At 71.1% G+C, this 18,977-nt stretch carries 23 protein-coding genes; 12 read left to right on the forward strand and 11 right to left on the reverse strand.

Annotated features, from left to right (window positions below; genetic code table 11):
- Positions 1-3 precede the first annotated feature (3 nt).
- Genes RWN05_RS14315 through RWN05_RS14325 form a run of 3 tightly spaced genes read left to right on the forward strand, consistent with a single transcriptional unit; the run spans position 4 to position 1,715 of the window.
- Entirely contained in the window at positions 4-987 is a 984-nt protein-coding gene (locus tag RWN05_RS14315) for an intradiol ring-cleavage dioxygenase (protein WP_079002938.1), read from the forward strand.
- A gap of 56 nt (positions 988-1,043) precedes the next feature.
- Positions 1,044-1,223, forward strand: a complete 180-nt coding sequence (locus RWN05_RS14320; protein WP_079002937.1) for a twin-arginine translocase TatA/TatE family subunit — start codon at positions 1,044-1,046, stop codon at positions 1,221-1,223.
- Between the two features lie 15 nt (positions 1,224-1,238).
- The gene (locus RWN05_RS14325; RefSeq protein ID WP_079002936.1) at positions 1,239-1,715 is read left to right on the forward strand and encodes a hypothetical protein; all 477 of its coding nucleotides are present in this window, start codon (positions 1,239-1,241) and stop codon (positions 1,713-1,715) included.
- Here the strand turns inward: RWN05_RS14325 and RWN05_RS14330 are convergent.
- A complete protein-coding gene (locus RWN05_RS14330) occupies positions 1,696-3,282 on the reverse strand; it encodes an MFS transporter (protein ID WP_314140028.1) in 1,587 nt (528 codons plus the stop codon). The genes RWN05_RS14325 and RWN05_RS14330 overlap by 20 nt on opposite strands.
- Positions 3,283-3,519: 237 nt before the next feature.
- Here RWN05_RS14330 and mmuM point away from each other — a divergent pair, with 237 nt between their 5' ends.
- A complete protein-coding gene (gene mmuM / locus RWN05_RS14335; RefSeq protein WP_240555506.1) occupies positions 3,520-4,419 on the forward strand; it encodes a homocysteine S-methyltransferase in 900 nt (299 codons plus the stop codon).
- Here mmuM and RWN05_RS14340 read toward each other — a convergent pair.
- Positions 4,416-5,207, reverse strand: a complete 792-nt coding sequence (locus RWN05_RS14340; protein ID WP_314140030.1) for an SDR family oxidoreductase — start codon at positions 5,205-5,207, stop codon at positions 4,416-4,418. The two genes, mmuM and RWN05_RS14340, sit on opposite strands and share 4 nt — an antisense overlap.
- Before the next feature lie 54 nt (positions 5,208-5,261).
- On the reverse strand, positions 5,262-5,849 hold the full coding sequence (locus RWN05_RS14345) for a TetR/AcrR family transcriptional regulator (protein ID WP_079002932.1): 588 nt from the start codon (positions 5,847-5,849) through the stop codon (positions 5,262-5,264).
- Positions 5,850-5,881: 32 nt separating this feature from the next.
- Between RWN05_RS14345 and RWN05_RS14350 the strand changes: the two genes are divergently transcribed.
- Positions 5,882-6,892, forward strand: a complete 1,011-nt coding sequence (locus tag RWN05_RS14350) for a DMT family transporter (protein ID WP_314140031.1) — start codon at positions 5,882-5,884, stop codon at positions 6,890-6,892.
- Here RWN05_RS14350 and RWN05_RS14355 read toward each other — a convergent pair.
- Both RWN05_RS14355 and RWN05_RS14360 read right to left on the reverse strand, forming a co-directional pair.
- Complete coding sequence (locus tag RWN05_RS14355) at positions 6,810-7,427, reverse strand: FMN-binding negative transcriptional regulator (protein ID WP_079002930.1); 618 nt, start codon at positions 7,425-7,427, stop codon at positions 6,810-6,812. The genes RWN05_RS14350 and RWN05_RS14355 overlap by 83 nt on opposite strands.
- A gap of 7 nt (positions 7,428-7,434) precedes the next feature.
- Complete coding sequence (locus RWN05_RS14360; protein WP_079002929.1) at positions 7,435-8,349, reverse strand: DMT family transporter; 915 nt, start codon at positions 8,347-8,349, stop codon at positions 7,435-7,437.
- On the opposite strand from RWN05_RS14360, the gene RWN05_RS14365 reads away from it, so the two are divergent.
- The gene (locus tag RWN05_RS14365) at positions 8,348-9,760 is read left to right on the forward strand and encodes a PLP-dependent aminotransferase family protein (RefSeq protein WP_079002928.1); all 1,413 of its coding nucleotides are present in this window, start codon (positions 8,348-8,350) and stop codon (positions 9,758-9,760) included. The two genes, RWN05_RS14360 and RWN05_RS14365, sit on opposite strands and share 2 nt — an antisense overlap.
- A gap of 21 nt (positions 9,761-9,781) precedes the next feature.
- Here the strand turns inward: RWN05_RS14365 and RWN05_RS14370 are convergent, their stop codons facing one another.
- Positions 9,782-10,267: a pyridoxamine 5'-phosphate oxidase family protein gene (locus tag RWN05_RS14370; RefSeq protein WP_064294726.1), complete on the reverse strand. Its 486-nt coding sequence runs from the start codon at positions 10,265-10,267 to the stop codon at positions 9,782-9,784.
- A 269-nt stretch (positions 10,268-10,536) separates the two neighbouring features.
- Between RWN05_RS14370 and RWN05_RS14375 the strand changes: the two genes are divergently transcribed.
- The 4 genes from RWN05_RS14375 (at position 10,537) to RWN05_RS14390 (ending at position 12,249) form a co-directional block, all read left to right on the forward strand.
- Positions 10,537-10,845, forward strand: a complete 309-nt coding sequence (locus RWN05_RS14375; RefSeq protein WP_064294727.1) for a hypothetical protein — start codon at positions 10,537-10,539, stop codon at positions 10,843-10,845.
- An 81-nt stretch (positions 10,846-10,926) separates the two neighbouring features.
- Complete coding sequence (locus tag RWN05_RS14380; protein ID WP_079002927.1) at positions 10,927-11,259, forward strand: biopolymer transporter Tol; 333 nt, start codon at positions 10,927-10,929, stop codon at positions 11,257-11,259.
- A 100-nt stretch (positions 11,260-11,359) separates the two neighbouring features.
- Entirely contained in the window at positions 11,360-12,010 is a 651-nt protein-coding gene (locus tag RWN05_RS14385) for a DUF2975 domain-containing protein (protein WP_139205314.1), read from the forward strand.
- On the forward strand, positions 12,010-12,249 hold the full coding sequence (locus RWN05_RS14390) for a helix-turn-helix transcriptional regulator (protein WP_079002926.1): 240 nt from the start codon (positions 12,010-12,012) through the stop codon (positions 12,247-12,249). The genes RWN05_RS14385 and RWN05_RS14390 overlap by 1 nt, the downstream gene beginning before the upstream one ends.
- Before the next feature lie 18 nt (positions 12,250-12,267).
- Here the strand turns inward: RWN05_RS14390 and RWN05_RS14395 are convergent, their stop codons facing one another.
- Genes RWN05_RS14395 through RWN05_RS14415 form a run of 5 tightly spaced genes read right to left on the reverse strand, consistent with a single transcriptional unit; the run spans position 12,268 to position 17,435 of the window.
- Positions 12,268-13,296: an iron chelate uptake ABC transporter family permease subunit gene (locus RWN05_RS14395; RefSeq protein ID WP_314140035.1), complete on the reverse strand. Its 1,029-nt coding sequence runs from the start codon at positions 13,294-13,296 to the stop codon at positions 12,268-12,270.
- Positions 13,293-14,348: an iron ABC transporter permease gene (locus RWN05_RS14400; protein WP_199687303.1), complete on the reverse strand. Its 1,056-nt coding sequence runs from the start codon at positions 14,346-14,348 to the stop codon at positions 13,293-13,295. The genes RWN05_RS14395 and RWN05_RS14400 overlap by 4 nt, the downstream gene beginning before the upstream one ends.
- A complete protein-coding gene (locus tag RWN05_RS14405; protein WP_079002925.1) occupies positions 14,345-15,280 on the reverse strand; it encodes an iron-siderophore ABC transporter substrate-binding protein in 936 nt (311 codons plus the stop codon). The genes RWN05_RS14400 and RWN05_RS14405 overlap by 4 nt, the downstream gene beginning before the upstream one ends.
- A 56-nt stretch (positions 15,281-15,336) precedes the next feature.
- On the reverse strand, positions 15,337-16,188 hold the full coding sequence (locus tag RWN05_RS14410) for a siderophore-interacting protein (protein WP_079002924.1): 852 nt from the start codon (positions 16,186-16,188) through the stop codon (positions 15,337-15,339).
- Positions 16,189-16,238: 50 nt separating this feature from the next.
- Positions 16,239-17,435 (reverse strand): MFS transporter, encoded by a 1,197-nt coding sequence (locus RWN05_RS14415; protein ID WP_314140037.1) that lies wholly within the window; start codon positions 17,433-17,435, stop codon positions 16,239-16,241.
- 121 nt (positions 17,436-17,556) lie between these two features.
- Here RWN05_RS14415 and RWN05_RS14420 point away from each other — a divergent pair, with 121 nt between their 5' ends.
- Both RWN05_RS14420 and RWN05_RS14425 read left to right on the forward strand, forming a co-directional pair.
- Positions 17,557-17,922 carry a MerR family transcriptional regulator gene (locus tag RWN05_RS14420; protein WP_064294735.1) on the forward strand — a complete coding sequence of 122 codons (366 nt, stop codon included), beginning with the start codon at positions 17,557-17,559 and terminating at the stop codon, positions 17,920-17,922.
- Between the two features lie 40 nt (positions 17,923-17,962).
- Positions 17,963-18,916, forward strand: a complete 954-nt coding sequence (locus RWN05_RS14425; RefSeq protein ID WP_314140039.1) for an alpha/beta hydrolase — start codon at positions 17,963-17,965, stop codon at positions 18,914-18,916.
- Positions 18,917-18,977: the final 61 nt, after the last annotated feature.

Consider the following 18,977-nt stretch of genomic DNA (forward strand, 5'->3'; position numbering starts at 1 on the left):
ACCATGAGCAGGATCCCAGCACCCGAGACCACCCCGGACGGCCCGGCCTACGAGGGCCGTCTGCTCGACCGGGCCGACGAGGAGGTCGTCGACCAGGGCGTCGCGTTCGACCTCGGAACCCTCGTCAGCCGGCGCACGGTGCTGAGCCTCGTGGGTGCCGGGGTCGGGGCCGTCGCGCTCGCCGCCTGCTCCACCGGGGCGTCCGGCAGCAGCAGCACGAGCTCCGGCGCCGCGAGTACCGACACGGGCACCGCGACCGCGACCGGCGACCTCCCATCAGGCGAGATCCCCGACGAGACCGCAGGCCCCTACCCGGGCGACGGCTCCAACGGAGCCGACGTGCTCGAGGAGTCCGGCATCGTCCGCAGCGACATCCGGTCGAGCATCGGGTCGGACACCACCGCGAGCGGAGTCCCCATGGCCCTCTCGCTCACCATCCTCGACATGGCGAACGGTGACGCCCCGTTCGCCGACGTCGCCGTGTACGTCTGGCACTGCGACGCGTCGGGCGGCTACTCGATGTACTCCGACGGGATCGAGGACGAGACCTACCTCCGCGGCGTCCAGGTCGCCGACAGCTCGGGGACCGTTTCGTACACCTCGATCTTCCCGGCCTGCTATTCGGGCCGGTGGCCGCACATCCACTTCGAGGTGTACCCCACGGTCGCGGACATCTCCGACTCCGCGAACGCCATCGCGACCTCGCAGGTCGCCCTCCCGCAGGCGGCGTGCGACACCGTCTACGCCCTGTCGGGCTACGACGGTTCGAGCGCGAACCTCGCCCAGGTGAGTCTCGACGACGACAACGTCTTCGGCGACGACGGCGGTGCCCTGCAACTCGCGACGGTGACGGGTGACGCGACCTCCGGGTATCAGGTGGCGCTCACCGTCCGGGTGGACACCACGACGACGCCGACCGCCGGTGCTGCCCCGTCCGGCGGTGGCGGGGCTGGCGGCGGCGGAGGAACGCCGCCGAGCGGACGCTGACCGCGGCACCTCCACGCGTTCCTGTCCCGACCCGCATCGACCCGAAAGGACCCGTCATGGGATTCCTCCAGAACCTCACCGGCTGGCACGCCCTCATCGTCCTCGCCGTCATCCTGCTGTTCTTCGGTGCCGCGAAGCTCCCGAGCCTCGCCCGCAGCGTCGGGCAGTCGGCACGCATCCTGAAGGACGAGGTGTCGGCCGACACCGACCCCCGCGCCGACACTCCGGCTGCCTGATCATCGGAGCGCATCGTGTTCGGACTCACCATGGACAAGCTGATCGTCATCGGCGTCCTCGCGGCCGTGCTCATCGGCCCGAAACAGTTGCCGGTGTACGCCGAGCGACTCGGAGTGCTCGTCCGCACCGTCCGCGACCTCGTCGCCACGACCAAGGCGCGAGCAGCCGAGGAGCTCGGATCGGAGTTCGACCCGGCCGAGTGGAAACGCCTCGACCCTCGACAGTTCGATCCCCGACGGATCGTCCAGGAGGCCCTCGTCGAGGAACGTGGGCCGGATGCGCCGCGCGAGCCGGCGGCTGAGGACCAGGACCCGACCGTGCCGTCCGCCCCGGCGAAGCCGGTCGCGAGCGGCGGCTGGCAGGCCGCGCTCCTCGAACGGGTCGGACGCGACGGGGCGGATGCGCACCGCGCACCCGCCCCGATCGTGATCACCGAACGCGTCGTCCTCGACGAACGCGTCGACGAACCCGCTAGCCGGCGGGCGTCGTGACGCGTCCGTCCCGGCCGTCCGCCGCGGCGCCGGTGGTCGACGCGGCGGGCAGGATGTCGAGCGGCATCGTGTGGGTGTCGATGAGCGGGTTGTCGTCCTGCCCCTTGACGAGTTCCACCGCCTCGGCCTTCGTCTCGACCGTCGGCACCGAGCCGATGAGCGGACGACGAGCCGTCTCCCGCATCGTGAGCACGCCGACGCCCGCCACCGCCGCGAAGAACATGATGTAGAACGCGGGCATGAAGGTGTTCCCGGTGACCTGGATGAGGAACTCGCTGAACAGCGGCGTCGTGCCTCCGAAGAGCGAGACCGACAGGTTGTAGGCGATCGCCATCGCGCCGAAGCGGGACGCCGTCGGGAAGAACGCCGGCAGCGAGGCCGCGGACGGTCCCGCCCACAGGGCGACCGGGGCGGCGACCATGAACAGGGCGATGAAGATCGCCCAGATCTCACCGATCTGCATGACCGCGAACGCCGGCACCATGAGGGCGAGGGTCGCACCGACGGCCATGAGGTAGACGGGCTTGCGGCCGAGCTTGTCGGACATCCGACCGACGAGCGGCAGGCAGGCGGACATGATCAGCAGGACCGGGATGGTCGCGACCGCGGCCGTCAGGTTGGAGACCCCGACGTCCTTCTCGAGGTAGGTCGGCATGTAGCTCGTGAGCGCGTAGCCGGCGGTGTTCGTCGCCGCGACGATCGCCATCGCGATGAGGATCTGGCGCCAGAAGTGACGGAAGATCCCGAAGATCCCCTGGCGGGCCATGGGATCCTCGTGCTCGGCCTCGATGCCACCGGCGGTCTCGGTGACCTCGTAGGCCGGGGTCTCGGGGATCTTGAGGCGGAACCACACCGCCACCGCACCGAGCGGCAGGGCGATGAGGAACGGGATGCGCCACCCGAACTCGGTCATGGCGTCAGGGCCGGCGAGGCCCTCCGCGATGAGCGTGGTGAGGGCGACGGTCCCGGCGCCTGCCGCGAAACCGACGTAGGACCCGACATCGAGCCAGGACGCCCAGAACCCGCGTCGGCGGTCGGGCGAGAACTCGGCGACATAGGTGGACGCGCCGGCGTACTCGCCGCCGGTCGAGAAGCCCTGGATCATCTTGAGGAGGTACAGCGGGGCGATCGCCCACAGCCCGATCTGGGCGGCGGTCGGCAGCACGCCGATGAGGGCGGTCGCCGCGGCCATCATCGACATCGTGAGGAAGAGGATCTTCTTCCGGCCGATCTTGTCGCCGAGCGGTCCGAGCACGAGCCCGCCGAGCGGACGCACGAGGAACGACACGGCGAAACCGAACAGGGTGACGAGGATGCCGGCCTCAGGAGGGAGGCCCTCGGTGAAGACGACGGTCATCGTGACCGCGAGGTAGCCGTAGATACCGAAGTCGAACCACTCCATGAAGTTGCCGACGACGGTGCCCGAGATGGCGGTGCGGACCTTGGACGTCTTGACGACGAGGACGTCGTCGACGCGGAGGCGCCTGGTCTTGCGGGCCGGCTTCCGGCCGGTTCTGGGGGAGGGGGATGCGGGGGACGATGATGCCGCGTTGTCGCTGGAGTTCACAAGCAGTACTCGTTTCCTGACAGTCGTGTTGAATCGTTCGGCACTCGCGTAGTCGCTCAGTGCCCGAGAAATGCCGGAGGATCGCCATGCTGCACTGGCACGGAGCTCGGGGGAGCTGCACGTCGGGTGGCGGGTCGTTCTCGGGGAGAACGCGTCCTCTCGGCTCTGGACGGGTATAGACGATACCAGGTGTCCAGTGGCGCCTCATCGGGTTGCGACGCGAGCACAATGGGACGTATGGACCTGAGGCGCGGCATCTGGACGGTCGACGGCGGTCTCGGGACGCTGCTCGAGGCGCGCGGCCGAGACGTGTCCACCGTGCTCTGGAGCGCCGCGCTGCTCGCGCACGATCCTGGGGCGATTCAGGATGCTCATCAGGAGTTCTTCGCCGCGGGTGCGCAGATCGCGATCACGGCGTCGTACCAGGTCGGCTTCGAGGCGTTCGATCGGATCGGCATCTCGGTTCCGGAGACCGAACGGCTCCTGCGGTCGAGCGTCGAGCTGGCGCGTGGGGCGCGCGACACGCGGGCCGAATCGGACCCCGACGGCCCGCTCCTCGTCGCCGCGTCGGTCGGTCCGTACGGCGCGACGCTCGGCGACGGCTCGGAGTACGAGGGTTCCTCCGGTCTCAGCCGGACCGAGCTCCGGCGGTGGCACGAGCGGCGTCTGGCCGTACTGGTCGACGCGGCCCCCGATTTCCTCGCCCTCGAGACCATTCCGACGCTCGACGAGGCGACGGCGCTCGCTGAGCTCGTGCGGGGTTCGGGAGTGCCTGCGTGGTTGTCGTTCACGGTGGAGGGTGGTCGTCTCCGCTCGGGCGAGCCGATGGCGGAGGGCTTCCGACTGGTCGACGGGATCGACGAGTTCCAGGCGGTGGGTGTCAACTGCTCGCACCCGGACGAGGTCCTCCCGGCCATCGCCGCTGCGCGGTCCGTGACGGACAAGGCGGTGGTGGTCTACCCGAACTCGGGCGAGCGCTGGGACGCCGACGCCCGCTGTTGGCGTGGAGCCGCCGGGGTCGGCGAGGTGGAGGCCTGGCTGGAGGCCGGGGCGACGGTCGTCGGCGGCTGTTGTCGCGTCATGCCGGCCGACATCGCCGGTGTCCGCGCGCAGGTCGACGGGTGGACGCGTTCCTAACCGACGTTGAATCCGCCGTTGCTCGAGAGCACCTGGCCGTTGATCCAGGAGCCTGCAGGCGAGAACAGGAAGCGCACGAGGTCGGCGGTGTCGGACGGCGTGCCGAGTCGGCCGGCGGGCGTCGCCTCGGCTCCCCAGCGGCGGATGTCGTCGGTCATCCAGCCCGTGTCGATCGGACCCGGGTTGATGACGTTCGCCCGCACCCCGCGGTCGCCCAGCTCCACCGCCGCGGCCGTCACGATGCGGTCGAGCGCACCCTTGCTGGCCCCGTAGGGCAGGTTGTGCACGGTGTGGTCGCTCGTGAGCGCGACGATGCGACCGGCCACCCGGGGCGGCGTCTCCTGCACCGGGAGCTGTTCGGCGAAGGCTTTGATGAGGAGCCACGTCGCCCGCGCGTTCACGGCGAAGTGGCGGTCCCAGCTGTCGAGGTCCGTCGTGAGGATCGAGCTGTCGACCGACTCGCAGTGCGACATGACGAGCCCCGACACGGGCCCCAGCTGCGCCGCGCGCTCGACGAGTTCGGCCGGGAACGCCGGGTCTGCGAGGTCACCGAGCACGAGCTCGACGGTCACACCGAGCGCACGGCACTCGTCGGCGATCGACTCGGGGTCGTCGGGGGTCCGCTCGTAGCCCACGCGGTCGTCGTAGGGTCGCCAGGCGTTGAGGACGAGGTTCCAGCCGTCCGCGGCGAGACCGGTGGCGAGTCCCGCGCCGATCGAGCGGCGGCGCCCGACCCCGGTGACGATGGCGATGCGGTCGGTGGCGGTGGCGTCGTCGGTGAAGTCCATCCCGAGACCCTACGCGATGTCGAGTGGTCGCCGACAGGCCGCGCCCGGCTCCGGTCAGGCGGCCAGGAGTCGACCGGCGATCGCGCGGGCGGTCTCGAACGGTTCGCGGAAGGTGCGCATCCCGACCGTCACGATCGCGCCCTCGTAGAGCAACATGAGTTCGCGGGCGCGCGCTCCGGCGTCCGACAGGCCGGCTTCGGTGATGAGCTCGGCGAAGCGTTCGAGCAGCCACTGTTTCTGCCGGGTGACCTCGGGGAGCACGAGGCCGCTCGTCGCGTGGTCGGGGATCTCCGCGCGTGCGTTGACGGCACTGCACCCCTTGGGGCTGTTGTCGTCCGACCAGCCGATCGCCGCGTCGAAGATCGCGAGGACCCGGTCGATCCCGGGTTCCGGATGCCGGGCGAGGAACTCGTCGACCCAGATGCGCCAGCGCGCGTCGCGATGCTGCAGGTAGGAGAGCACGAGGGCCTCCTTGCTGCCGAAACGGTCGTAGAGCGTCTTCTTCGTGACCCCGGCCGCCTCCGCGATGGTGTCGACGCCGACCGCGTGGATGCCGTTCTCGTAGAAGAGCACGGAGGCGGCGTCGAGCACGCGTCGGGCGCCCGGCGTGAGGGGTGCGAGCTCTGGAGTGTCGGCCGTCATGCGAAAACTATACCAGTCTGTATACTGCGGGGATGAGTAGACAGATCGGTATACCTGTGGCGCGGATGATCCGTGCCGTCATCGTCCCCCTCGCGGCGATCGGGTTCGTCCTCGCGTGGAGCTCCGGGTTCATCGTCGCGAAGATCGGAACCGAGGACGTGCCGGTGCTCACCGTGCTCCTCTGGCGGTTCGTCCCGCTCGCCGTGGGGCTCGCGATCGTGCTGGTGCTGAGCGGGCAGTGGCGGAACGCCACCCGGGCTCAGCTGCGCTCGCAGCTCGTCATCGGCCTGTTCGCGCAGTTCGGCTACGTCGTGTTCGTCTACGCCTCGGTCGCCGTGGGCATCTCGACCGGGACGACCGCGCTCATCGACGCCGTCCAGCCGCTCGTCATCGCGGCGCTCGCCGGACCGCTGCTGCACGTGCGGGTGCCGGGTGCCCAGTGGCTGGGACTCGGGATCGGCGCGGTCGGGGTGTTCCTCATCGTGCAGTCCCAGTTCGGCGCCTCGGACGCGCCGCCGATCGCCTACGCCCTGCCCGCACTCGCCATGGCCAGCCTCATCACCGCGACGATCCTCGAACGGCGCTCGCTGCACCGATCCCCGGTCCTCCTCACGCTGACCGTCCACGCGACGGCGACCATGGTGCTCCTCGCGGTGCTCGCCCTCGCGACGGGTGAGGCGGTGCCGCCAGGCGGCGCGACCTTCTGGCTGACGACGCTCTTCCTCGCGCTCGTCCCGACGCTCTCGGCCTACGGGCTCTACTGGTGGCTGCTGCGTCGCATCGGGGTCACGGTCCTCAACGCGCTCCTGTTCCTCGTCGCGCCGACGACCGCCGTCGTGGGTGCGCTCCTGTTCCGGGAGCCGTTCACGCTCCTGACGGCCGGCGGGTTCCTGCTCAGCGCGGCGGGCGTCGCCCTCGTGCTTGTGAGCGACGCCCGCGGTCGCATCGGTGCCCGTCGGGTCACTGCCTCGCCGGCGGCCGATCCTGCTGACGGCGCATCTCCTCGGCCAGTGCCGGATTCCGCTCCGCAAGGTGCGCGGTGATGTCGTCGACCACCTCGGGCGCCTTGTTCTGACTGAGCTTCGCGCGGGCGTCGAACCGCCTGACACGCATGCGCAGGCCGACCGTGCCCTTCGCTGCGCGCCGGGTGCCGGCCTCGTCCTGGGACAGGTGGCGGCCGTCCGGTCGATGGTCCTCGAAGTGGTCGGTGAGTCGCGAGAGCATCTCGTAGTTCTCGTCCTCGCTCAGGACCTCGGGCGTGCCGTACAGGTGCGCGGTGACGTGGTTCCAGGTCGGGATCAGCTGGCCCTCGGGGTACCAGCTCGGCGAGACGTAGTCGTGCGGTCCCTGGATGATGACGAGGATCTCGTGCTCGCCGAGCTCGTGCGAGCGCTCGTCCGGTCGGCCGAAGTGGCTGACGATCGACAGCTCGTCCCGGTCCTCCTCGAGGATCGCCGGGTAGTGGGAGGCGACGAGACCGGTGCTCGCAGGCGAGACGAACGTCGCCCACGGGTGGTTGCGGATGAGGCGCTTGACCTCGTCGACGTCGGTCATCAGGTAGGTGGGGGTGTGGCGCATGGTGGGGTCACTTCCGGTCGAGACGGGTGCGGACGGCGAGGCCGGCGCACAGGATGACCGCGAGCCCGCCGAGCACGGTGGCCCAGTCGAGTCGCTCGCGGAGGATGAGGGCCGCCCAGACGATGCTCAGCACCGGCTGGACGAGTTGGATCTGGCTGACCCGGGCGATCGGGCCGATCGCGAGTCCGCGATACCAGGCGAAGAAGCCGAGGAACATGCTCACGACGCCGAGGTAGCCGAACGCCAGCCAGCTGCCGATGGCTGCGGTCGGCGGCTGCTGGACGACCGCGAGTGCCGTGAGGGCGACCATGAGCGGTGATGCCACGACGAGCGCCCAGGAGATGGTCTGCCAGGAGCCCAGCTCCCGTGCGAGCAGTCCGCCCTCCGCGTAGCCGATCGCGGCTGCGACGACGGCGCCGAGCAGGAGGAGGTCCGACCAGGCCATCGGGGCCAGGCCGCCGTGCTGCACCGAGGCGAAGACCATCGCCGCGACCGCGCCCGAGCCGGCGAAGATCCAGAAGCGACGCGTCGGCCGCTCGCCGCCCCGGAGGACGGCGGCGACCGCCGTCGCCGCCGGGAGGAGGCCGATCACCACGGCGCTGTGACCGGCGGGAGCGGTGGTCAGCGCGAAGGAGGTCAGGAGCGGGAACCCGACGACGACGCCGCCGGCGACGATCGCGACGCGCGCCCACTGCACACCGGTCGGTCGCCGCGCTCGCAGGGTGGCGAGGGTGATCGCGGCGAGCAGGGCTGCGACGACCGCGCGCCCGGAACCGATGAAGAGCGGCGAGAGGCCGACGAGGGCGACCTTGGTGACGGGGACCGTGAGGGAGAACGCCAGGACGCCGAGGGCACCCCAGCCGAGCCCGCTGGGGGATAACACTCGCGTCGGTGTAGCGATAACGCTACTCTGTGGACTCATGGATAACGATAGCACCGGGCGGATCGTCGCCGCCATGACCGCTTGGATCGCAGCGGCTCCTCCGGGTGCACGCGTGCCCTCCAACCGGGCGTTGACCGCCGAGTTCGCAGCGAGCCCCGTCACCGTCCAGAACGCGATGCGCCAGCTCGCCGGGCGAGGGCTCATCGAGAGTCGGCCGGGCGTCGGCACCTTCGTGCGGGCGGCTCGTCCGGCGCGGTCGGTGGACTACGGCTGGCAGACCGCTGCGCTCGGCGCGCTCCCGTGGCGCTCTGGCGCGCTGTCCTCGGCGCAACGGTCGGTCGCACCCGCCGCGATCGCGATGCACTCCGGATACCCCGCCCGAGAACTGTTGCCTGAACGGCTGGTCCGCGCCGCGCTCGCGCGCGCCGCCCGCACCGACGTGGCGATGACCCGATCGCCGGCGGCCGGCTCGCCGGAGCTCCAGGCGTGGTTCGCAGCCGACCTCGCGGCAGCCGCACCGCCCGGGGTCGCGCCGCCGACCGCCCGGGACGTCATCGTGATCTCCGGCAGTCAGAGTGGACTCAGCTCGATCTTCCGGGCACTCGTCGGCCCTGGGCAGCCGATGCTCATCGAGTCGCCGAGCTACTGGGGCGCGATCCTCGCGGCCGAGCAGGCGGGCGTGACGCTGGTCCCGGTGCCGACCGGTCCCGACGGACCGGACCCGGACGTCGTCGAGCGCGCGTTCCAGGACACCGGTGCGCGGGCGTTCTACGCACAGCCGACCTTCGCGAATCCGACCGGAGGTCGTTGGTCGCCGGAGACGGGGGTCGCGATCATCGAGATCGTCCGGCGACACGGCGCGTTCCTCGTCGAGGACGACTGGGCCCACGATCTCGCGATCGACGTCGATGCCCGGCCGCTCGCCGCGCTCGACGACGACGGCCACGTCATCTACCTGCGGTCGCTGACCAAGAGCGTCTCGCCCGCGTTGCGCGTCGCCGCCGTCATCGCCCGGGGCCCGGCCCACGACCGGATCCTGGCCGACCTGGCCGCCGAGTCGATGTACATCAGCGGGGTCCTGCAGGCCGCCGCCCTCGACGTCGTCACCCAGCCCGGGTGGCGGTCGCACCTCCGCGGTCTGCGACCGCTCCTCCGTGCTCGACGGGACCTGCTGGTCGCGAGTCTGCGCGAGCACGCCCCGACGGCGCACCTCGAGCGGCTGCCGCTCGGTGGACTGAACCTGTGGCTGCGGCTCCCGGAGGGCACCGATGTGCCGCGCGTGGTCCGCACCTGCGAGAGCCGCGGGCTCATCGTCTCGGACGGCACCGAGTGGTTCCCTGCGGAACCCGCGGGGCCCTATTTGAGAGTCAACTACTCCGGCGAGGATGCGGGCCGCTTCGATGAAGCGGCCCGCATCCTCGCCGGTGTCCTGGCGGACGAACGTGCCTGAACGTGTTCAGGCGACCGCTCGTTACAGGTCGAGCTTCGCGTTGTCGCCGCCGTCGTAGGTCTCGCCGGTGACCTTGGACTTCACGAACGCGACGGCGGTCGCGATCTTGCCGCCGGGGCTGTCCCAGTACTCGGCGCTGTCGGCCGAGAACTTGAGCAGACCGACGCGCGGGTCGGAGGGGCCGTCCGGGAACCATGCCTCGACGACGCTGTTCCACAACTCTTCCAGCTTGGCGTGGTCCTCGACGAGTTCGGCGGTGCCGGCGAGCGACACCCACGAACTGTCCGAGCTCAGCGTGACGCCGGCGTTCGGGTTGACGTCGAGCTGCTGCACGGCGGAGGCGTCCTTGCCGACGATGAACCACAGGTCGCCGTCGAACTCGCGCTCCTGGACGGTGAGCGGGTGGGCGACGAGCTTGCCGTCGAGGTCCACCGTGGTGAGCATCGCGAAGCGGAAGTCCGCGAGCAGCTTGTTGAGGGTCGTGTAGGGGTCGGTGTCTCCGGCCATGGGGTCTCCTTCGTCTCGTCGACCGGCCCGTCGGTGTCGGGGTGCCGGTCTGCGTGGCTCGCAGCCTACGACTCGTGGCTCCGACCGCACCTGGATGGCGCCGACCGTTGACGTGAGGCGGATCTTCTGCTCCTGTGGCGAGTCCGGCCGACGTGTCCTGTCGCCGTCTCCGGTCGCCCCATCGCACATCTCGTGCACGAGCGCCATGCTCCCGCCGTTCCCGGGTCCGCTCACTAGCCTGGACTCTTCATCACCGTAGGGAGAGACACATGAACACCTCATCGCTCACGAACCAGATCAACGAGGCGCTCGCGGCACTTGGCGGCGGTCCGTTCCTCACGACGAAGACCACCGAGCAGGACGCCACGACCACGGTCACCGGCACCCTCGGTGACAGCGAGATCCACATCGACTTCATCGAGGAGGGCAACGGCACCGAGGCCGAGAAGGACCACACGGTCGTCGTCCGCGACGCCTCGGGCAAGCAGATCGGCGAGGGGCGCGGTGACTCGACCTTCGCCGACGCCATCTCCGCCTTCGGCTGGGCGGGCGTGCTCGACGCCGTCAAGAACGGCTGATCGCGCCATCATGACCTCGAGGGTCCGGTCTCGTCCGCGTTCGCGGTGGGCCGGGCCCTGTGTCGTCTCCAGGAGGCACCCGTGACGCCACGATCGGACGACGGGCCGGGGGAGGACGACCACTGGTTCGTCGTGAACGGTAGACGCTGGCGCCGGACGGATCCGAGTCTGCCGTCGGAACTCGTCGCGTCCCTCCAGTCCCACCTCGGCCGCGGGCGCTCCGGCGTCGGCGTCGCGAAGCGGGCAGGCGATGACGACGCGGTCGCTGCTGCCCGCCGCCGGGTCGGCCTCGCCAAGCACGGGCTCGGTGAACGCGGCCCGAAATGGTGGGAGGAGCCGGAGGCCGATCGACTCGGGCGCGCCGAGGCGGCGCTGCGGGAGCTCGACGCGCTCGACGAGTCATCAGCAGGGTGATCCGGCCGGGTGGACCTGCTCTCCGCCCGCTCTTGCGTTCTGATCGATCTCGGCATATCGTTTATCGATACCAACGACAATCGATATGGATGTGATGATCATGACCGAGTCCACCGATCGCCCGACGCCGTCCGGCTTCGACCACGCGGCCTGGCAGGCTGCGAAGACCCAGCGCTCCACCCGCAACGACCTCGTGTCCGTGCTCGGTGCCGCCGTCGTCGCGGCGGGGGCCGTCGTCGTCATGCTCGTCCTCCGGCTGCTCGACGTCTTCGGCACCGACGGGACCCGGGTGCCCGTGTTCTTCGACGCCGTCGACACGGTCCTGCCGGGTGCGGCAGGAACCGGCGCCTTCACGATCGACCAGGGCTCGGTCGTCGTCGCCGACCTCCCGGTGGCGACCTTCGTGTGTGTGCTGCTCGCCGCGATCCTGCCGGCGATCGCGAACCTCGTGGTCATCGTCTGCGCGTTCCGCTTCTTCCGCCGTCTGCTGCGTGGCGATGCCTTCGCACCCGGGAACGCACGGCTGCTCTCGATCGCCTCGATCGCCATCCTCTGCGGGTGGATCGCGGACACCTGGTTCGGCACGATGGCCTCGAACGGCGCGCTCGCTGTCGCGACCGACGGGGCCGTCGAGGGGACCCCGTATCCGCTCACCTGGATCCCGTTCTTCGTCGCCATGGCGGTCGGCGGCCTCGCGATCGCCTTCCGCGCCGGTGAGCGCCTGCGCGCCGACACCGAGGGACTCGTCTGATGGTGCCGACGCCCGAGGAGGACGTCGCGACCGGTGTGCACTGCAACCTCGACCGGTTGCTCGCCGACCGTGGGCTCACCCTCGCCCGGCTCAGCGAGCTCGTCGGGGTGAGTGTGGTGAACCTCTCGGTGCTGAAGAACGACCGCGCGAAGGCGATCCGGTTCTCGACCCTGACGGCGATCTGCCGGGTGCTCGACTGCACGGTCGGCGAACTGCTGGAGCTCGACGACGCCCGCTGAGTGGTTCGGACCCGACCTTCAGTGCCGCCGCTCGCGGAGCAGCAACTGCGTGAGGTACAGCCCGCCGACGACCACGGTGACGACGCCGACCGGGACCGTCAGCGGGATCAGATGCTGGGCCACGAGGTCGGACGCGAGGAGCAGGACGCCGCCGACGAGCCCCGTCGCGACCAGCGGGATCCCCGGCGAGCGGGTCAGTCGGCGTGCGATCTGCGGAGCGGCCAGGGCGATGAAGGCGATCGGGCCGGCGACGGCGGTCACCGCGCTCACCAGCGCGACCGCGAGGCCGATGAGGATGGCGCGTTCGCGGGTGAGGCGCACCCCGGTCGCGGCGGCCACATCGTCACCGAGTTCGAGCTGGCGGAGCGGACGGGCGGCGAACGGCATGACCGCGAAGAGCGCCACGAGGCATGCGAGTGCCGGCCACACGACGGTCGCGGTCGCGGTGTTGAGCGTCCCCGCGCCCCAGGCCGCCGCGAAGAGCGCGACATCGAGGTCGGCCCGGAGCAACAGCCAGCTGTTGCATGCCGCGAGCATGGCCGAGACGCCGATGCCCACGACGATGAACCGGAACCCCGACAAGCCCTGGCGGAGTGCCAGCAGGAAGATCGCGACCGCGGCAGCCAGACCGCCGAGCAACGACCCGGCCATCAACGCCGGCCAGCTGCCGCCGAGGAGGAGGAGCGCGACGAGCATCCCGGTGAACGAACCGTTCGCGAGGCCGATGATGTCGGGGCTCGCCAGTGGATTCCAGGTGAGGGTCTGGAAGATCGCTCCCGAGACACCGAGCGCTGCACCGAATCCGATCGCCGCGAGGACCCGGGGCAGGCGCCAGTCCAGCACGACCGTGCGGGCCAGGCCGTCGACGCGTCCGGTGAGGACGCCGATCACCTCCTCGGTGGTCAGCGGGTAGTCGCCGAGCGCGAGACCGGCGATCGCCGCGACGACGATCGCCAGGAGTGCGGTGGCGCAGACGACAAGGGTCCGTCGTGCCGGTCGGCGCCCGGTGATCGGACGTGCGGTCTCCCGTTCCCGCGTCGTGCTCACAGGCCCGAGGCCGTTCTGCGTCGGGCGAGCGCGATGAGGACGGGCGCCCCGACGAACGCGGTCACGAGCCCGACGGGCATCTCGCCCGGGAGCACCGCGATCCGTCCGACGACGTCGGAGCACAGCACGAGGACGCAGCCGACGAGGACCGAACCCCCGAGGATGCGTCGCTGATCACTGCCGACCGACCAGCGCACGAGGTGGGGTACGACGAGGCCGACGAAGGCGATCGGCCCGGCGATCGCGGTGGCGCCGCCGGCGAGCAGCGTCACCGCGGCGAGCACCAGGATGCGACTGCGCGTGACGCTGACGCCCTGTGCTCTGGCGACGTCCGGGCCGAGGGCGATCGCGTTGAGGCTCCGCGCGCTCGCCGCGGCCAGGACGAGCCCCACGGCGAGGAAGGGGAGGACCGGCACGACGACACCGAGGTCGCGTTCGAGCAGGCTGCCGGCGTTCCAGCCGCGCATCCGGTCGAACGCGTCGGGGTGCGTGATCGCGATCCCCGTCGTCAGCCCGGCGAGCACGGCGCCGAAGGCGACACCCGTGACGGTGAGGCGAGCGGTGGAGGACTGCTCGCGCCCGCCCGAACCGATCGCGTACACGACGAGGGTGACGACGAGCGCCCCGCCGCACGCGAGCCAGGCGATGTCGCCCGGCGCCCGGACGCCGAGGAACGCCAGGCCGACGGCGACCGCGAAGCCTGCCCCGGCGTTGACCCCGAGGATGCCGGGGTCGGCGAGCGGGTTCCGGGTGAACGCCTGCATGAGCGCGCCAGCGACGCCCAGGGCCGCGCCGACGGCCAGCGCCGCGACCGTGCGCGGCACCCGCTGATCCCACACGACGAAGTCCGCCTCGTCCGAGCCCGTGCCGAGGAGCGCGGCACGGACGTCATCCGGTGCGATCGGGTTCGCGCCGACGAACAGCGACAGGAGGACGGCGACCGCGAGCGCCGCGACGCCCGCGAGCAGTCCGACGAGCAAACGGTGTCGCTGCGGCGCCCGCCCGCTCACCGAGGTGTCGCGGGCGGTCAGGATCGCGGTCGGCTTCGTCACGACCCGTCGGAGAGCAGCCGGTCGAGGTCGTCGAGGACGGCCATGCCGCCGAGGGGGCCGACGCCGGTGATCCAGAAGGACTGGTCGACGAGGTGCAGCTCGGGGAAGGCGTCCGAGTTCGCGGTGAGGGAGGCCGGCAGTGTCGAGGTGTCGTCGGGGTCGACGCTCGTCACGAAGACCTGGTCGGCCTTCGCCTCGAGTACGCGCTCGGGGGAGAGGTCGAGGGAGATGTCCTCCCAGGCGTGTTCGGGCGTCGTGAACCCGGCGCATTCGAGGGTGCTGCCGGCGAAGGAGGTGGGGCCGTAGAGCGTGAGGACGCCGTCGCGCGGGCGGATCAGCTGTGCCGTCTTGCCGGCGGTGTCGTGCTCCTTCGCGATCTCCGCGCAGCGTGCGTCGTAGGCGTCGAGGAGTTCGTCCGCGCCGTCCGGGTCACCGAGTGCCTCGGCGACGAACTGCACGTTGTCGCGCCAGGGATCGGTCTGCGTCGCCATGAACACGGTCGGCGCGATCTCGGACAACTGGTCGTACAGGGCGGAGTGCCGTGACTCGGTGCCGATGATGAGGTCGGGCTTCGCGGCGGCGATCAGCTGCACGTTCGGCTCCGCCACGGTCCCGACGGTGGGGATGTCGGCGGCCTCCTCGCCGAGGTAGGCGGGGACGCCGGCGGTCTCGTTCAGCACCGCTGCGCCCACCGGGGTGATGCCGAGCGCGACGGTCGTGTCGAGCTGCACGGGTTCGAGGACGACGACCCGCTTGGGTGCGTCGGGGATGCTGGTCTCGCCGTGGGCGTGCTCCATGACGTGGGTCGCGCTCGTCGCGGTGTCCGAGGGGGTCGAGGCGCTCGAGCTGCTGCAGGCGGAGAGGCCGAGGGCGGCGATGGAGAGGGCGGCGACGGCGACGAGACGTCGACGATGGGCGAGGGGGAGGGGCACGGATCACCTTTCGAACGGGCCGCGACGGACGCGACCGAGTAAGGCAAGCATAACCTTCATTCGGGCGTGGTTCTGGGGCGAGCGTTCCAGTAGCCCTGCCCGTGCACGCGCTCGGCATCGATCCCGTGGTCGGTCGTCGCAGCGCGCAGGAGGGGGATCCGGGTGCTCTCGGTCACCAGCCAGGCGGCGAAGTCAGTGCCCAGTGTCGCCGCCGACGACCCGTGCAGATGGAGCCACTGCTCGATGCCGGCAACGAGCGCGTCACCGCCCGGCCGCCCGGCCCGTTCATGGACCTCGACCGTGTGACGTTCGAGCAGTGGCCCGAGCAGGGCGGTGTCGGCGGAATCGCCGAGCTCGAGGAGGACGTGCGCGCGGACGTCCTCGTCGAGGGAGCGCAGGATCCCGTGGATGGCGGGGAAGGCCGTCTCGTCGGCGGCGATGAGCACGGTCGTCGCGGTACCGGGCGCCCACTGGACACCGTGCGTCGGGTCGCCGCGACGGACGTCCGGCCCCGAGACGAGCAACCGGTCGCCCGGCCGCGCCCCGAGCGCCCAACGACTCGCCGGACCGGCCGGCTCGTGGATGAACACGTCGAGGTCGACCTCCTGCTGCGCCGGCCTGACGCGGTGGGCGGTGTAGCTGCGCATCACCGGGCGGTCCGCCGGTGGGAGCGCTCGCCAGGCGCGCCGCCACGCGTGCTCCGGCAGGCCGTCGTGGAGTCCGTCCGGGTACGCGCCGTCGTCTCCCGGCAGCAGGATCTTGATCCGCTGGTCCCGCTCGTACGGGGCGAAGTCGACGAGCGAGGCACCGGCGAGGGTGAGGCGGACGAAGCCGGGGGACAGCCGTTCCGTGCGCTCCACGACCGTGTCGAACAGGATGTTCGGCGAGTGCAGGAACGGGACGGGCATCGCATCGAGTCTAGGAGGACCCGGCTGCGGCGTGCCGGGTCCTCCGTCGTTCACCCGCGGCGGACGGCGCGTGCGATCACGGCGCAGAGGGGGATGGCGACGATGGTCAGCGCGGCCGCAGCCGGGAGGAGCAGGGACGCACCCCAGGTGCCGAGGATGATCCCGCCGACCGCCCCGCCGGTGGCGATCGAGCAGTTCCACACCGTGACGAGCGCCGACTGGGCCGCGTCCGCGGCGTTCCCGGCGACCCGCGCGATCGCCACCTGGAAGAGCACGGAGTAGGCGCCGAAGGCGAGCCCCCAGCCTGCCGCTGCGATGAGGAGGACGACGACCGGGGGATCCCAGGCCACGACGGCGAGGCCGACGGTCCCGAGGAGGGCGGCCGTGAGGATGGTCGTCCCGAGGCGCAGGTTCGCCAGCCGTCCGGCGCCGAGGGTCCCGACGACCGACGCCACACCGAAGGTGGCGAGGAGCACCCCGAGCGGCACGGGCGTGCCGCGGGCGGACAGGACCGGTGCGAGGTAGGTGTACGCGATGTTCTGGCCGATGATGCAGACGGCGAGGGCCACGAGGATCGTGACGACCGCGGGGATGCGGAGCGCCGCACCCATGCGTGTCGAACGCCCGGGGGCGCTGCCTGCCACGCGGGGAGCGACGACGACCGCGATGACGCCGAGGAGCGCGGTGGCGGCGGCGACGATCCCGAACACCGTGCGCCAACCGAACCCCTCACCGAGGACCGCGCCGGCCGGGACGCCGAGCGCGAAGCCGAGCGTGGCACCTGACAGCACGATGCCGAGTGTGGAGCCGAACCGCTCCGGGGTGGTGAACCCGCGCGTGTACCCCGGGAGCATCGCCCAGACGACGCCGGCCACGAGCCCCGCGACGAACCGGGTCGCGAGATGCGTGAGCAGGTCGGGCGCGACGGCCGTGCCGGCGTTCGCGAGCGCCGAGACGATCAGGGCGAGCAGCACGACCGTCCGGCGGTCGAGTCTCGCGAGCGCACGGCTGATCGGGATCGCGGCGACGATACAGCCGAGTGCGAAGACGGCGACGCTCTGGCCCGCGATCGACTCCGACACGCCCAGGTCGGCGGCCATCGCGGGGAGGACCCCGGCCGGGAGCACCTCGGTGAGGAGCGTCACGAATCCGACGGCGGCGAGGAGCAGCGCGGTCGTGAGGGGAGAGCGGGTTCGGGTGGTTGGAGGGGTCGTGGATCGTGCCGTGCGCACGCTGTCGGTGGTCATGTCGGTGAGTCTCCCGGCCTGCCACTGGTGGCAGGGTCAAGCCGACGAGGATGCTCCGGGAATATCCGTCCTGCGCCGGCCGCTGCTGCATGAGGACACAACTCGGTCGAAGGGGTCTTGCATGCGCATCGGCGAACTGGCGGCGGCCACCGGGAGCACGCCGCGGCTGCTCCGGTACTACGAGGAACAGGGGTTGCTGCGCCCGACCCGCTGCCCGAACGGGTACCGCGAGTACGGGGACCACCTCGTCGCGAAGGTGCAGCGCATCCGCGAGCTGATCGCCGTCGGCATGCCGACCGCGCTCATCCTCCAGGTCCTGCCCTGCTTCGAGGACGACGACACGATCTACCAGGTGACGCCCTCGGCGGAGGTGCTGGAGCGGTTGCTCGAGCATCGCGAGCGACTGGATGCGAAGCTCGGCTGCATCCAGGAGAGCCGGGACGCCATCGACGTCTACCTCCAGCGCGTCGGCGGCGTCGCGGTCTGAGCCGACCGAGTCGACCGAGTCGGCTGGGTAGGCTCGGCGCATGTCACTCGATCCGTACTACCGCGACCGCCTGAGCCTCTTCGACGGGTTCTCCAACGCCGATCGCGCCGCCGCCGGCGGAGCGCTCGACGAGGCGTTCCAAGAACGACTCATCGCGTACGGCGACGACGGGCCGTGGAGCCCGCCGAGTGATGTGGTGATCACCGACGAGGTCATCGACGGTCCGCACGGTGCGGTCCCGATCCGACGCTACGTCCCGGCCGATCCCAGTGGCGTCGCGCTCCTCTGGGTGCACGGCGGCGGCTTCGCGTCGGGGACGCTCGACTGGCCGGAGGCGCACGTCGTGAGCGCCGAACTGGCGGCGCGATCGGCTGCCGAGGTCGTCTCCGTCGACTACCGCCTGGCGGACGGCACGACGCGATACCCGGTGCCGCTCGACGACGTGCTCGCGGTCTGGGAGCAGCTCGACGATGAGCGGTCGACCGTTCCCGGTGCGCGGACGGCCATCGGTGGGGCCAGCGCCGGAGCGGCCCTCGCGCTCGCCGCCTCACTCCGCAGCGATCGTCGTGCGGACGCCGTGCTGCTGGCCTACCCGTTCCTGCACGCGGTCGTGCCCGCCTTGCCGTCGGACGTCCTGGCCGAGATGGCGGTCCTCCCGGACTTCATGCGGTTCCCGACCGAGTCGATCGACTGGATGGTCGAGAACTACGTCGGTCGACTCGACGACGTGCCCGAGCTCGCCCTGCCGGGAATCGTCCCCGTGACCCCGGACCGCCCGCCGCTGTCGGTCCTGCTCTCGGAGTTCGACGACCTCCGGCCGTCGGGGGAGCTGCTCGTCGCGGCGTCGGAGGCGGCCGGTGCACCCGTCCGTAGTCGGCTCGAGCCGGGCGTCCTCCATGGCCACCTCAATCGCCATCCGGTCGCACCCGGCGTCTCCCCGTCGCTGGACTGGCTGGCCGACGGGCTGCGCGCCGTGGGGAACCACGCCGGCTGAGTCTTGCGTGATCCTCGTCAGCGGGCATACTGGAGTCACACTCCGTTCCCGAATGGAGTTC

It is taken from the genome of uncultured Plantibacter sp. (genome assembly GCF_963518075.1).
GTDB classification, from domain to species: Bacteria; Actinomycetota; Actinomycetes; order Actinomycetales; family Microbacteriaceae; genus Plantibacter; species Plantibacter flavus_A.

Excerpts from the sequence above, each read along its gene's own strand:
- RWN05_RS14315 (WP_079002938.1), top strand. The coding sequence starts at position 4 with ATGAGCAGGATCCCAGCACCCGAGACCACCCCGGACGGCCCGGCCTAC.
- RWN05_RS14320 (WP_079002937.1), top strand. The coding sequence starts at position 1,044 with ATGGGATTCCTCCAGAACCTCACCGGCTGGCACGCCCTCATCGTCCTC.
- mmuM (WP_240555506.1), top strand. The coding sequence starts at position 3,520 with ATGGACCTGAGGCGCGGCATCTGGACGGTCGACGGCGGTCTCGGGACG.
- RWN05_RS14340 (WP_314140030.1), bottom strand. The coding sequence starts at position 5,207 with ATGGACTTCACCGACGACGCCACCGCCACCGACCGCATCGCCATCGTC.
- RWN05_RS14345 (WP_079002932.1), bottom strand. The coding sequence starts at position 5,849 with ATGACGGCCGACACTCCAGAGCTCGCACCCCTCACGCCGGGCGCCCGA.
- RWN05_RS14350 (WP_314140031.1), top strand. The coding sequence starts at position 5,882 with ATGAGTAGACAGATCGGTATACCTGTGGCGCGGATGATCCGTGCCGTC.
- RWN05_RS14355 (WP_079002930.1), bottom strand. The coding sequence starts at position 7,427 with ATGCGCCACACCCCCACCTACCTGATGACCGACGTCGACGAGGTCAAG.
- RWN05_RS14365 (WP_079002928.1), top strand. The coding sequence starts at position 8,348 with ATGGATAACGATAGCACCGGGCGGATCGTCGCCGCCATGACCGCTTGG.
- RWN05_RS14360 (WP_079002929.1), bottom strand. The coding sequence starts at position 8,349 with ATGAGTCCACAGAGTAGCGTTATCGCTACACCGACGCGAGTGTTATCC.
- RWN05_RS14370 (WP_064294726.1), bottom strand. The coding sequence starts at position 10,267 with ATGGCCGGAGACACCGACCCCTACACGACCCTCAACAAGCTGCTCGCG.
- RWN05_RS14375 (WP_064294727.1), top strand. The coding sequence starts at position 10,537 with ATGAACACCTCATCGCTCACGAACCAGATCAACGAGGCGCTCGCGGCA.
- RWN05_RS14385 (WP_139205314.1), top strand. The coding sequence starts at position 11,360 with ATGACCGAGTCCACCGATCGCCCGACGCCGTCCGGCTTCGACCACGCG.
- RWN05_RS14390 (WP_079002926.1), top strand. The coding sequence starts at position 12,010 with ATGGTGCCGACGCCCGAGGAGGACGTCGCGACCGGTGTGCACTGCAAC.
- RWN05_RS14410 (WP_079002924.1), bottom strand. The coding sequence starts at position 16,188 with ATGCCCGTCCCGTTCCTGCACTCGCCGAACATCCTGTTCGACACGGTC.
- RWN05_RS14415 (WP_314140037.1), bottom strand. The coding sequence starts at position 17,435 with ATGACCACCGACAGCGTGCGCACGGCACGATCCACGACCCCTCCAACC.
- RWN05_RS14420 (WP_064294735.1), top strand. The coding sequence starts at position 17,557 with ATGCGCATCGGCGAACTGGCGGCGGCCACCGGGAGCACGCCGCGGCTG.
- RWN05_RS14425 (WP_314140039.1), top strand. The coding sequence starts at position 17,963 with ATGTCACTCGATCCGTACTACCGCGACCGCCTGAGCCTCTTCGACGGG.